General features: G+C 63.7%; 13 protein-coding genes and 1 tRNA gene. 11 read left to right on the top strand and 3 right to left on the bottom strand.

Annotated elements, in window-relative coordinates; genetic code table 11:
- Nucleotides 1–19 precede the first annotated feature (19 nt).
- The 11 genes from ACLBKS_RS12865 (at nt 20) to ACLBKS_RS12815 (ending at nt 9,522) form a co-directional block, all read left to right on the top strand.
- Nucleotides 20–1,288 carry an aspartate kinase gene (locus ACLBKS_RS12865; protein ID WP_410193200.1) on the top strand — a complete coding sequence of 423 codons (1,269 nt, stop codon included), beginning with the start codon at nt 20–22 and terminating at the stop codon, nt 1,286–1,288.
- A 94-nt stretch (nt 1,289–1,382) separates the two neighbouring features.
- Nucleotides 1,383–1,476: transfer RNA gene (locus tag ACLBKS_RS12860), tRNA-Ser, on the top strand.
- 85 nt (nt 1,477–1,561) lie between these two features.
- Complete coding sequence (locus ACLBKS_RS12855) at nt 1,562–2,167, top strand: type I restriction endonuclease (protein WP_410193199.1); 606 nt, start codon at nt 1,562–1,564, stop codon at nt 2,165–2,167.
- On the top strand, nt 2,167–3,069 hold the full coding sequence (locus tag ACLBKS_RS12850) for a hypothetical protein (RefSeq protein WP_410193198.1): 903 nt from the start codon (nt 2,167–2,169) through the stop codon (nt 3,067–3,069). The genes ACLBKS_RS12855 and ACLBKS_RS12850 overlap by 1 nt, the downstream gene beginning before the upstream one ends.
- A 5-nt stretch (nt 3,070–3,074) precedes the next feature.
- Nucleotides 3,075–3,527, top strand: a complete 453-nt coding sequence (locus ACLBKS_RS12845) for a hypothetical protein (RefSeq protein WP_410193197.1) — start codon at nt 3,075–3,077, stop codon at nt 3,525–3,527.
- Between the two features lie 267 nt (nt 3,528–3,794).
- Nucleotides 3,795–4,814 (top strand): type IV toxin-antitoxin system AbiEi family antitoxin, encoded by a 1,020-nt coding sequence (locus ACLBKS_RS12840; RefSeq protein ID WP_410193196.1) that lies wholly within the window; start codon nt 3,795–3,797, stop codon nt 4,812–4,814.
- The gene (locus tag ACLBKS_RS12835) at nt 4,783–5,631 is read left to right on the top strand and encodes a nucleotidyl transferase AbiEii/AbiGii toxin family protein (protein WP_410193195.1); all 849 of its coding nucleotides are present in this window, start codon (nt 4,783–4,785) and stop codon (nt 5,629–5,631) included. The genes ACLBKS_RS12840 and ACLBKS_RS12835 overlap by 32 nt, the downstream gene beginning before the upstream one ends.
- A gap of 107 nt (nt 5,632–5,738) precedes the next feature.
- Nucleotides 5,739–6,551, top strand: coding sequence for a hypothetical protein (locus ACLBKS_RS12830; protein WP_410193194.1), 813 nt, complete (start codon nt 5,739–5,741; stop codon nt 6,549–6,551).
- Between the two features lie 109 nt (nt 6,552–6,660).
- On the top strand, nt 6,661–7,344 hold the full coding sequence (locus tag ACLBKS_RS12825; RefSeq protein WP_410193193.1) for a hypothetical protein: 684 nt from the start codon (nt 6,661–6,663) through the stop codon (nt 7,342–7,344).
- Complete coding sequence (locus ACLBKS_RS12820) at nt 7,337–8,026, top strand: hypothetical protein (protein ID WP_410193192.1); 690 nt, start codon at nt 7,337–7,339, stop codon at nt 8,024–8,026. Before ACLBKS_RS12825 ends, ACLBKS_RS12820 begins: the two co-directional genes overlap by 8 nt.
- On the top strand, nt 8,023–9,522 hold the full coding sequence (locus ACLBKS_RS12815; protein WP_410193191.1) for an N-6 DNA methylase: 1,500 nt from the start codon (nt 8,023–8,025) through the stop codon (nt 9,520–9,522). The genes ACLBKS_RS12820 and ACLBKS_RS12815 overlap by 4 nt, the downstream gene beginning before the upstream one ends.
- 21 nt (nt 9,523–9,543) lie before the next feature.
- On the opposite strand, the gene ACLBKS_RS12810 is transcribed toward ACLBKS_RS12815, so the two are convergent.
- The 3 genes from ACLBKS_RS12810 to ACLBKS_RS12800 are packed head-to-tail and all read right to left on the bottom strand — an operon-like array spanning nt 9,544 to nt 12,655.
- A complete protein-coding gene (locus ACLBKS_RS12810) occupies nt 9,544–10,437 on the bottom strand; it encodes a DMT family transporter (protein ID WP_410193190.1) in 894 nt (297 codons plus the stop codon).
- Nucleotides 10,434–11,009 (bottom strand): methylated-DNA--[protein]-cysteine S-methyltransferase, encoded by a 576-nt coding sequence (locus ACLBKS_RS12805; RefSeq protein ID WP_410193189.1) that lies wholly within the window; start codon nt 11,007–11,009, stop codon nt 10,434–10,436. Before ACLBKS_RS12805 ends, ACLBKS_RS12810 begins: the two co-directional genes overlap by 4 nt.
- Nucleotides 11,006–12,655, bottom strand: a complete 1,650-nt coding sequence (locus ACLBKS_RS12800; RefSeq protein WP_410193188.1) for a DNA-3-methyladenine glycosylase 2 family protein — start codon at nt 12,653–12,655, stop codon at nt 11,006–11,008. Before ACLBKS_RS12800 ends, ACLBKS_RS12805 begins: the two co-directional genes overlap by 4 nt.
- Nucleotides 12,656–12,702 lie beyond the last annotated feature (47 nt).

Below are 12,702 nucleotides of genomic sequence, written 5' to 3'. Positions count from 1 at the left end.
GGCGGCCCATTCTTTTTCAATGGCACTGATCGTTCACAAATACGGCGGCACGTCCATGGGCTCGACCGAGCGCATCCGCAACGTCGCCAAGCGTGTCGCCAAATGGGCGCGCGCCGGTCATCAGATGGTTGTGGTGCCCAGCGCCATGAGCGGCGAGACCAACCGCCTGCTCGGCCTGGCCAAGGAACTGGCGCCCGCCAAGACCAATGACGCCTACGGTCGTGAGCTCGATATGCTGGCCGCCACCGGCGAGCAGGCGTCGTCCGCGCTGCTGGCCATCGCGCTGCAAGCCGAAGGCTTGCAGGCCGTGAGCTACGCGGGCTGGCAGGTGCCCATCAAGACCGACAGCGCCTACACCAAGGCCCGCATCGAAAGCATCGACGACCAGCGCGTGCGCGCCGATCTGGCCGCGGGCAAGGTGGTCATCATCACCGGCTTCCAGGGCATCGACAGCCTGGGCCACATCACCACGCTGGGCCGGGGCGGCAGCGACACCTCGGCCGTGGCCGTGGCCGCCGCGCTGAAGGCCGCGGAGTGCCTGATCTACACCGACGTGGACGGCGTCTACACCACCGACCCGCGCATCGTGCCCGAGGCGCGCCGCCTGCACACCGTGAGCTTCGAGGAGATGCTGGAGATGGCCTCCATGGGCTCCAAGGTGCTGCAAATCCGCTCGGTCGAGTTCGCGGGCAAGTACAAGGTGCCGCTGCGCGTGCTCTCCAGCTTCACCCCCTGGGACATCGACCTCAACGAAGAAGCCAAGTCCGGCACGTTGATCACTTTCGAGGAAGACGAACACATGGAACAAGCCGTTGTTTCCGGCATCGCGTTCAACCGCGACGAAGCCAAGATCTCCATCCTGGGCGTGCCCGACAAGCCTGGTATCGCGTACCAGATCCTGGGCGCCGTGGCCGACGCCAACGTCGAGGTGGACGTCATCATCCAGAACATCGCCAAGGACGGCAAGACGGACTTCAGCTTCACCGTCAACCGCAACGACTACGCCAAGACCATCGACCTGCTCAAGGACAAGGTGCTGCCCACGCTGGGCGCCGCTGAAGTGCAGGGCGACACCAAGATCTGCAAGGTCAGCATTGTGGGCATCGGCATGCGCAGCCACGTGGGCATCGCCAGCAAGATGTTCCGCTCGCTGAGCGAGGAAGGCATCAACATCCAGATGATCTCCACCAGCGAAATCAAGACCTCCGTCGTGATCGACGAGAAGTACATGGAACTGGCCGTGCGCGCCTTGCACAAGGCCTTCGATCTGGACCAAGCCGCGGCCTGAGTCGCGGGCGCAAAACCGGCTGAACCCGCCGCTTGCCAGCCCGGTTTTTTGCCGGATCAGGCGGTGATTCATGCCATAATCCCGCCCATCCTTTGGAGACGTGACCGAGAGGCCGAAGGTGCTCCCCTGCTAAGGGAGTATGTGAGCTAAAACTTGCATCGAGGGTTCGAATCCCTCCGTCTCCGCCAAGAACAAGCCCCGCCTCGTGCGGGGCTTCGTTTTTTCCGAGGCCTGGTTTCATGCCCCTCTAGAATGCCCGCCCAGGGACACCGCATGACGCCAGAACAGAAAGCCAGGCTACGCATCGACGAACTGCTCGCGCAAGCGGGCTGGTTGGTCTGCAACCTGGCGGATGCCGACATCCATGCCGATCCTGGGCAGGTCAAGGGCGTCGCCATCCGCGAATTTCCCCTCAACGCTGGTTACGGCTACGCGGACTACCTGCTGTACGTGAACGGCAAGGCCTGCGGCGTGATCGAGGCCAAAAAAGAGGGGGCGACGCTGACGGGCGTGGAATTGCAATCCGCCCGCTACGCCCAGGGCTTGCCGCCTTCGTTGCCCGCCTGGCACCGCCCCTTGCCATTTCGCTTCGAATCCACCGGCGTCGAAACCCATTTCACCAACGGGCTCGACCCTCAGCCGCGCGCCCGCGGCATTTTTGCCTTTTACCGACCGGAACTGCTCGCGCTATGGTTGAGCTATCTGCCGGCGTCGGGGGCTGCAAACGCCGCGCAAGACGCGCTAGGCCCTTTTCTTGCCCACCGCAGCACATGCCACCGCTTGCTGAGCACACCAGCATCGTCGCCGAAATCTCCGATGTGTGCAGGCATTGTGGCAGGCGATATTGAGCAAGCAATTTCGTATTTAGGGAGCGAATAGTGACTAAGCAAGCGAAGTTCTATCTTGGGCGGGTGCGCAAGCGTGGTGAATTGACTGCGGAGAAAATTACTGAAGCCATCCGTGAGCCGGCGACGATTGAGTATCGAGGGACTCGCTACAGCTTTATCGACTTTCAAACTTTCGGTGCGCCAGGACAAGAAACAGGTTTTTACGCAAAGATCGCCAAATATCGGCCACTTGGCGCAGTGGAGGTGGTCAGAGAGGATCAGCATGCATCAGCTGCGGCGGCGGTGCCTTATTTGATCGATGTTGCCAGTCCATTTGTTTACTTGCCAGGTTTTAGCGGCTTGGCATATCGTCATATTTCGAACGCTTTTCCGAGTGAACAGTTTGAAAAAGTATTTAAAGATCTGGTGGAGGCCAAGTTTCAAAAATTCTTTGTCGGTTGCGATGTTGAGCCAATTGCAGACCTCCGGACCTTTGTTACCCGGTTATCTGGCTTGAGTGTGATCACGGAATTGCAAGCGTCTATTTTTCCGCCCAATCCATTGTTTGGCCCCTGCTGGAAGTCGCTCAGTGAATACCTGCGAAAGCGTAAGCTCACAGAGGCGGTGATCAAAGAGGAGGCACCTCAAGGGATTGAAACAAGGCTGCCTGACATAGCAACGGCTGTTCTCGCCGAGTTGCCACCCGCCGATCTGCTCGAATTTATGGAGCCCTTGTTGGATGGATTAGGCGATGCGGCATTACTTATGGCGGCGGACGGCTATGGGCGTGCGAAGGTAAAGGGCTTGGAAAATGGCCGGCCGGTCATTATTCGGACCAGTGAAAATCAGAAGAGCTTCTTATTTGAAGGTGACCCTGAGCCTGCACGGCTTTTTGATCATGCTTTTGAAGCATTCAAAAAAATTAACGACGAGCGCGGTTTGGAGCATCCATGAGGCGGATGTTGGATTTCCTTCGACTTGTGTTTGTTTCACCAGAATTGGTGCTGGCCCTTCTCCCGATTGCCATTTATACGTACATACCAGATTGGGCTGACCTGTTGTTGGCGCCGATGAGCGACGGCTTGGGGTGGGGGCTATCAGCCGCAGGGTTATCGTTCGCCATGCTTGCGTTCAGTTACAAGGAAAGTTTTGAGTTGCTTTCTTTGAGCGGTGGAAAGAAGGTGCTGATTGACTGGCCCGACTATCCAAAACTAAAGATGCGCATTCTGGTTGCGTTCGCATGGTGTTTACTTGGCGCAGTCGCCTGTGTCTGTGCGACCTGGATGGTCGCAAAGAGTTTGCAACCATTGTTCGGGGTCACTCTCATGATTAGCGGGTTGCTGGCTGCTGCTGCATCTACAGCAACTATTGCACTAGCGAGATTTTCTTTGCGCGAGTTGTTGGGGGAGTGAGTATTTTTCTTGCTGTTCTTGCTTATCTTCCCGATTCACGCAGGACTTCCCTTAATTTGTATCAATCTGCTGGGGATGATGCGCAAGGAGGCTTGGGCCTTCTGATCGCGCGGTGCGGAGGCATTCTCGTCAGCGAGCGTTTCCAGACTTCGTGTGCAGCTTGTTCAAATTCGCTGCCTTTCCACGGAAAATGGACAAACAAATGACTTGTACAAAAGCCAGTTCTTGTTCAAAATAATTACACGTTCATAAAAATTGAACAAGACCATGAAAGCCGATCCGCCCATCCCCCTGCCCGAGCGTGCCGCGCAGGCCCTGGCCGCCCTGGGCGTGCCCGCGCAGTGCCGCGCCGCGCCGGCGGGCGCCTGCACATTGCGCCTGGGCCCCAAGGGGCAATGGACGGAATACCGGGCGGTGGCCGCGCCGGCCCTGGCGCGTGCCACCTTGGGGGCGGCGCTGATGCAGGCGCGCCAGGCGGCGCAGCAGACGGGCCAGCCCACCGTGCTGCTGGCTGAACACGTCACGCCGCCCTTGGCCGATGACCTGCGGGCCCAAGGCCAGCCCTTTGCCGACGCCGCAGGCAATGCCTGGCTGCCGGCGCCACTGGTGTTGATCACCGGTCGCAAGCCGCTGAGCAAGCCCGTGCTGCCCGCCACTGGCCGGGCCGACACCCCGGCCGGGCTGAAAGTCCTGTTTGCCCTGTTGTGCCAGCCCGAGCTGGCCGACGCGACGCATCGCGCGATTGCCGCCGCTGCGGGCGTGGCGCTGGGGGGCGTTCCGGCCGTGTTGCAGGATCTGCACCAGCAGGGAAATCTGCCCATGCTGGGCCAACGCCGCCGCCTGGATGCCACGCGGTTGTTGCTGGACCGCTGGGCACAAACCTACGCGCGCCGCTTGCGCCCCAAGACCTTGAAGGCGCTGTACACCACGCCCCTGTTCGACACCTGGGCCGAGTGGGGGCTGACGCCCGCCGAGGGCCTGTGGGGAGGGGAACCGGCGGCTGGGCTGTTGACTAACTACCTGCGCCCCGGTGCGCTCACCCTCTACACCCCCCGCCTGCCACCGCAGTTCATGGCCAGGCAGCGCATGAGCAACGTCACCGGGCCGGTGACGGAACGCGTGGTGGAGTGGCGCATGCCGTTCTGGGGTGAGTTACCGCCGGGGCCACGGCCGGACATCGTGCCGCCGGTGCTGGTCTATGCCGATCTCTTGGCCACGGGTGACGGGCGCTGCATCGAAACAGCCGAGCTGCTGTATGAGCAATACCTTGCTGCAACTTTCCCCTAAGCCGGCGCTGCGCCTGCATGCGCGCGTGGTGGCGGATGTGCAGAAGGTCGCTTCACCGCTGGGCGTGCGCCTGATGATGACGGGCGCCTTTGCGCGCGATCTGCACCTGCACCATGCCTGGGGTGTGCCGGTGCGGCGCGAAACGCACGATGTGGACTTCGCGCTCGCGGTGCCCGACTGGCCGGCGTTTCAAACGCTGCGTGCGGCACTGCTGGCCTCGGGCCAGTTCATCGAAGCGTCCGGTGTCTTGCATCGCCTGCGGCACAGCCAGGGCTTGCCCATTGACCTGGTGCCGTTTGGCGCGATCGAGACCGCGCAGCGGCAGATCGTCTGGCCGCCGGCTGGCGACGTGGTGATGGATGTGTTTGGTTTTCAGGAGGCTTGGGCCACGGCGGTGAACGTGGCCTTGCCGGACGATGTGCAGGCGGTCGTGGTGTCGTTGCCCGCGCTGGCCTGGCTCAAGATGGTGTGCTGGCAGGACCGGCACCGCCGTTCACCCGGCAAAGATGCACAAGACCTGCAATTGATCCTGAACCACTACCTGGATGCCGGCAATGAACCCCGCTTGTGGGAGGAGTTCGTGGCCTGGACGCTGCAAGACGGGTTTGACTACACGCTGACCGCCGCCCGCATGCTGGGGCGAGACATGCGCCACCAATTGAATGCCGAGGCGCGGGCGCGCATCGCCGCCATCGTGGCGCGACAAACCGATGCCGACCGCCCGGACCTGCTACCGAATGAGATGAACCCCCGCAACCCTCAGCAGGCCGTGGCGCAATTGCGCTCCTTGCTGCAGGGCCTGAATACCGAAGACTGATATGAACACCTCCACCCTGTTCCAGAAACTCTGGAACTACTGCAACGTGCTGCGCGACGACGGCATGAGTCATGGCGAGGGGGTGGAGCAGTTGGGGCTGAGAAGCTGTGCTTGACTTCGAACTCTTCATCGGCATCGACTACTCGGGCGCCGAAACGTCTACCTCGCCGCTCAAGGGCCTGCAGGTTGCAGCGGCCCGGACGGATGGGGCGCCGCCTGTCTTGTGGACGGGTCCCAGACAGTCCAACAACGGGCGACCGGTGAACTGGAGCCGGCGCGAGATTGCCGAGCGCTTGCTGGAGGAGGTGCGCAGGGGCACGCGCTTTCTGGCGGGCATCGACCATGGTTTTTCATTTCCCCTGAGCTACTTCGCCCGCTATGGGCTGAGCACTTGGCCGGATTTCCTGGCGGACTTTGTGCACCACTGGCCCACGCACCGGGACTATGTGTATGTGGACTTCGTGCGCGACGGTAACCTGTACCGCAGGGGCGAATCGCCGCCGCCGGGGTCTCGCACGGGTGATTCGGACGAGCTGCGGTTGACGGAGCGCTGGACGAGTTCGGCCAAGAGCGTTTTTCTGTTCGATGTACAGGGCTCGGTGGCCAAGTCCACCCATGCCGGTTTGCCCTGGCTGCATTGGTTGCGTGAGCAGGCTGGAGACCGTCTGCACGTCTGGCCGTTTGACGGCTGGGCCATACCGCCCGGCAAGGCGGTGCTGGCAGAGGTCTACCCATCGCTGTTTCGCCACCGCTACGACCGGGAGGGGCGCACGGCAGACCAACAAGATGCCTATGCCACGGCGCGCTGGATGCAGGAGATGCAGGCGCGCGGCGCATTGCCGGGCTACTTCGAGCCGCCGCTGACGCTGGCGGAGCGCTCGGTGGCTGCGCTGGAGGGGTGGATTCTGGGGGTGGGGTGAAGAGGGCCAGGGCGGTTGCGAAAATGAGCGACCATGCCCCCGCCGTGCTTGCGTGCCGGCTGGATTTGATTTACATTCAACATTCGCAAATCGCGAATGTTGAATGTAAATGCAGCTCAAACCTCAAGACTTCCTGGTGGCCCTCAAGCTCGTTGCTTGGGGTGATCAGCGCTGGACGTATGCGCGGCTGGCGCAGGAGCTGGGGCTGAGCGCTTCTGAGGCGCACGCCTGCGTCAAGAGGGGCTTGCAGGCGGGGCTGCTGGCGCAAAACTACCAGGCATTGGACGCCACAACGGCCGGCCTCGCCGTGCAGGAGCCAACAGCCATCTACCGTGTTGCCCGGCAAAAGCGCTCGCGTGTCGCGGCTACAAGTAGCCAAGTTGCGCAGGGCACACCGGCCATGGCTGACAACCCGGTACGCCCCCATTCAAAGCAGTTGGCGGAGTTTGCACTGCACGGTGCCAGGTACGCCTTTGCTGCAGACAAGACGCCTTCGACCATAGGCGTGCCTACCAGCCACAGTGCACCTGCCTTTGCGGGTGTATTTGCGCCGGGCTCGGAGGACTACGTATGGCCGCACCCCAATGGCACGGTGCGGGGCATTGGGGTAGAGCCATTGCACCCCAGCGTGCCCTTTGCCGCCATGCAGGACGCGAGGCTCTACGAAATGCTGGCCTTGTTTGATGCCATTCGCGTAGGCCGCGCCCGCGAGCGCGGCATGGCGCTGGAGCGACTGCAGGCGCTCATCGATCCAGCGGCACCAAAAAAGGTAAAGGGCCCCATGTATGGCTAATCCGAACCTTGCCATGTTGATGGGCATGGCACAGGCCTTGGGGCCGCTGTGTGACCGGGTGGTTTTTGTGGGGGGCTGTGCCACGGGTTTGTTGATCAATGACCCTGCGCTACTCAATGTGCGAGCCACGGAAGATGTAGACGCCATCGTGGAGGTTGCGACACTGGTGGGCTACCACGCCTTGGCAGCAGAGTTGATGCAGCGCGGCTTCAAACAAACGATGGCAGACAACACGCCGCCATTTCGCTGGTACTGGAACCGCATGCAGCTGGACTTGGTGCCGTTGGATGAAAAGGTGCTGGGCTTCGCCAACCGCTGGTACCGCCCAGGGTTCGACGCCGCTGTACAAGCCGAGCTTGCGCCGGGAATGAAGCTGCGGCACCTCGCAGCTCCCTACTTCTTGGCAACCAAGTTTGAAGCCTTTCACGACCGCGGCAACAATGACGTGTATGCCAGCCACGATCTGGAAGACATACTCACCGTGGTGGAAGGAAGAGCGGAGCTGGTCGCGGAGCTATCTGTTTCAGCTGAGGATGTTCGCAACCATGTGGCGGCATGTGTCCTCAGACTTTTTGACCACCCGGATTTCGGCAACGCACTGGGCGGTCTCTTGAGTCAGCCCAACCGCGAGCCGCTGGTGCGCGCACGACTGCAACAATTCGCCGACCTGAGAACACTATGAACGCCACGACCAATACCCTGGTCCAGAAACTCTGGAACTACTGCAACGTGCTGCGCGACGACGGCATGAGCTATGGCGACTATGTGGAGCAGCTGACCTATCTGCTTTTCCTCAAGATGGCCGACGAGCGCGCCCAACCGCCGCACAACCAGGCCAGCATCGTGCCGGGCGCGTATTCCTGGCCCTCGCTGTTGGCCAAGGACGGCGACGAGTTGTTTGACCATTACCGCCATGTGCTGGAGGCTCTGGGCCAGCAGAAGGGCACGCTGGGCCTGATCTTCGGCAAGGCGCAGAACAAATTTCAGGACCCGGCCAAACTGCGCCGTGTGATCGTGGACCTGATCGACAGCGAGACCTGGACCATCCTCGGCGTGGATGTGAAGGGCGACGCCTACGAGGGCCTGCTGGAAAAGAACGCACAGGACACCAAGAGCGGCGCGGGGCAGTACTTCACGCCGCGCGCACTGATCCAGGCCATGGTGGACTGCATCGCGCCGCAGCCGGGCGAGCGCATCACCGATCCGGCTTGTGGCACGGGTGGCTTTCTGTTCGCCGCGCACAACTACATGGTGGCGCACAACAAGAACCTCACGCGCGACCAGCTCAAGCACCTCAAGGAAAAAGCCTTCACTGGTTACGAACTGGTGCAGGCCACCGCGCGCGTCTGCGCGATGAACCTGTTGCTGCACGGCATAGGCTCGGAGAAATCGGTGCCGGTGGTGGTGGGGGATGCCTTGGCCACCGATCCGGGTGAGCGCTTTGACGTGGTGCTGGCCAACCCGCCTTTTGGCAAGAAAAGCAGCACGGTGATCGTGGGCGAAGACGGCCGCACCAGCACCGAGAAGGACACCATCGAGCGCGACGATTTCTGGGCCACCACCAGTAACAAGCAACTGAACTTCGTGCAACACATCAAGACCCTGCTAGCCACCCATGGACGCGCGGCGGTGGTGCTGCCGGACAACGTGCTGTTCGAAGGCGGGGCGGGCGAGACCATCCGCCGCAAGCTGCTGCATGAGTGCGATTTGCACACCCTGCTGCGCCTACCCACGGGCCTGTTCTATGCCCAGGGCGTGAAGGCCAATGTGCTGTTCTTTGACAAGAAGCCGGCCAGCGAGACGCCGTGGACGAAGCAGCTGTGGATCTACGACCTGCGCACCAACAAGCATTTCACGCTCAAGACCAGCCCGTTGCAGCGTGCCGATCTGGACGAGTTTGTGGATCTCTACAACGTGGGCAAGCGCCAGAAGCGCAAGCCTACTTGGAGCGCCGAGAACCCGGACGGGCGCTGGCGTGCCTACAGCTACGACGAGCTGGTGGCGCGTGACAAGGCCAGTCTGGATATCTTCTGGCTCAAGGACGAATCACTGGCCGACAGCGACAACCTGCCGCCGCCCGAGGTGATCGCCCAAGAGATCGTCGAAGACCTGCAGGCAGCCCTGGAGCAGTTCCGTTTGATCGCAGCCGACCTGCAGTCCGAAACCACTGGGGGCTGACGCCCGAGCGCAGCGCGACCTTTACTTCGCTGCAGGCGCCGCCCCAATCATCGGCAGCCTGATCACCCCCACTGCCAGCGCGGTGCCCAGCAGCACGACGCCGCAGCCCAGCGCCATCGCCAGGTTCACGGTTTCGTCCAGCAGCAGCCAGCCCCACAGCAGCGCGAACACGGGGATCAGGAAGGTCACCGAGATGGTGTTGGTCGGTCCGACCCGCTTCATCAAGCGGAAGAACAGGATGTAGGCGACGCTGGTGCAGAGCAAGGCCAGCAGCGTGACCGCGACCCAGGCTTTGGCGCTGGGTAGCGTGGTCGGCTGCAGCGCGAGCGCGGGCAGGGCCAGCAGCAGGGCGGCGAAGAACTGGCTGCCGGTCGCGACCGCGAGCGGGCTGGCCGCGCCCAGGTAGCGCTTGGTGGCGCTGGCGGCGATGCCATAACAGAGTGTCGCGGTCAGGCAGGCCAGGATGGCCAAGCCGCCGCCGCCGGGCGTGAACGAGGCCTTGTCCCAGGCCAGCAGCACCACGCCGCCGAAGCCCAGCGCCAAACCGACCAGGCGCGAAGCGTCCAGGCGCTGCCCGAACCAGGCCCAGGCTACCAGCGCGCCCCACATCGGCGTGGTGGCGTTGAGGATGCTGGACAGGCCCGCGTTGATGGACAAGGCCGCGAAGCTGAACAGCGCGAAGGGGAAGGCGCCGTTCAAGAAACCGACCAGCAGCAGGCCCTTCCAATGGACGCGCAGGTCCGTGAGTCCTTCGCGCAAAGCCATCAGCGGCAGCAGGAGCAAGGATGCACCGGCCACGCGCACCGCGGCGGTGGCGACCGGGCCGAACTCCGGCGCGGCCACCCGCATGAACAGGAAAGACGCCCCCCAGATGGCGGCCAGCACCATCAACTCCAACACATCACGTTGCTTCAAACAATTGCTCCAAAGTTCATGGACGGCGACAGGACCGTCCGGGATCGTGCGCTGGAAGATACCGCAGTGACCGGACCGGTCGCCATGCTTGTGGGCCAGGCCCCTTCCAAGGTCAGCAGCGCCTGTTTGCGCGGCAGGCCACCGGCATAACCGGTCAGCGCGCCGTTAGCGCCGAGCACCCGATGACAGGGAATGATCACCGACACAGGATTGCGCCCCACCGCCGCAGCCACCGCGCGCGCCGCGTCCGGTCGGCCAAGCCGACGGGCCAGTTCGCCATAGCTCACCGTGGTGCCCGCCGGGATGGCGAGCAAGGCGCGCCAGACGGCTTGCTGGAATGGCGTGCCCGAGGGCGATACCGGCAGCGCGCGCAAGGGCTTGCCAGTGAAATAGTCGCACAGGTTTGTGACGGCGTCTGTCAACAGCGTGTCATCGTCGAGTCGCGGTGCCGACAGCGTGCCGGGATGGTATTTCTGGCCCTCGAACCAGAGGCCGGACAGGCCCTCTGCGTTGCGTGCGATCAGCACAGTGCCCAGCGGCGTGTTCAGGGTGGTGTGGCACAGGTGATTCATGAGAGAACTCCAGGTCGACGGGTGTTGGATGGGGTGCGCTGTTTGGGCGCTGTCTCACGTGCGGTTGACGGCGCGGTCGTCGGTGTGGCTTTGCGAGCGGTGGCTTGGCGGCTGCTGCGAGGGTCTGCGCTCTGTGCGGCTTCGCGCCACAGTTGCAGCACTGCGTAGCTGCGGTAAGGCGCGTAGGGTTCTGCCGCAGCGAGGACTTCCGACGGCTTGAGCGGCCGTTGGGCGCGTTGTTCCATGCGCTGCTTCAGCACCACGTCCGAGGGCGGGAAGGCATCGGGCCAGCTCCAGCCGCGCATCAGCATGTAGTGCGCGGTCCAGGGGCCCAGGCCGGGCAGCTCGGTGAGTTCGGCGATGGCCGTGGCCACCTCGCCGCGCCCCTGGGCAAACGCCAGCGTTGGCCAGCGTTGCGCCAGGGTGATCAGCGCCTGCGCACGCCGCGCCGGCAGGCCCAGCGAGGCGATGTCGTCCACGGTCGCGGCGGCGAGCCGCTCCGGGGGCGGGAAGGCGTGGGTCACGCCGTCGGGGGCGCCCAGCGTCGCTGGCAAAGCCTCGCCGAAGCGTGTGATCAGCCGTGTGGCCAGTGTGCGTGCCGCAGCCACCGTCACTTGCTGGCCCAGCACGGCGCGGATCGCGAGTTCGAAACGGTCCAAGGTGCCTGGCAGCCGCAGACCGGTCGCCGGGCTGCCCAGTTCCTCGCCGAGCGCGGTCGCGATCGCGGCCGGATCGGCGTCCAGGTCCAGCCAGCGGCGCAGTCGCGGCATCAGCGTGGCGATCGCCGGCCACAAGGAGGCGCTCAATCGCACCCGCAGCTGCGGGCGTTCGGCATCGTCGGGTGGCAGACGGACCTGGACCCAACCCAGCAAGTCCTCGGCGTTGGGGCGGCTCAGGCGCACGCTGCGCAGCACCGTCATCGCGTCGAGATCGACGTGTTCGACGCCCGGCACCGCGCGCGCCGCCAGGAACTGCAGCAGCGCATGGCCGAGCAAGGGCGGACGCAAGTCCAGCCGCAGTTCAACGGTGTCCGGCGTTGGTGCTGGGGCGTCGTCCAGGTGCCGGCGCAGGGCGCTGGGTTTGAGCTGGTAGTGCTCAGCGAAGGCCGCGTTGAAGCGTCGCAGACTGCCGAAACCGGCCGCCAATGCAACTTCGCCGACCGGTAGGGTGGTGTCCGTCAGCAGGTGCTTGGCGAGCAGCAGCCGGCGCGTCTGCAGGTACTGCAGCGGACCGACACCGTGCACGGCGGTGAAGACGCGCCGCACGTGCCGTTCGCTGACACCGAGATGGGCCGCCAAGGCGGGCAGGGCGGGCAGGGCGGGCAGCGACGCGGTCTCGGGCGCGCACTCGTCCAGCCAGCGGGCGGCCTCGCGGGCCAGCACCTCGGTGGCGTCCATCGCGCTCCAGCGGCGGGCGGCGGGCGCCAGCTCGGGGCGGCACTTCAGGCAGGGCCGGAAATGCGCCGCTTCCGCCAGCGCGGCGGTCGGGAAGAAGCTGCAGTTCTCGCGTTTCGGCGGGCGCACCCGGCAGATGGGGCGGCAGTAAACCCCGGTGGTGCGGACCGCGACGAACCAGACGCCGTCGAAGCGCGCGTCCCGCGCCAGCAGGGCCGGGTAGCAGCGGTCGGGGTCGAGTGCGGTGTGCATGGACTGGATCATAGGCAGTTGGCTTGGACTGGACTCGCCGTTTTCGG

The organism is Hylemonella sp. W303a (assembly GCF_046452315.1).
Lineage (GTDB): Bacteria > Pseudomonadota > Gammaproteobacteria > Burkholderiales > Burkholderiaceae_C > Hylemonella.
Note: the sequence above shows the minus strand (reverse complement) of the source record. Positions and strands in the feature narration are given on the sequence as shown.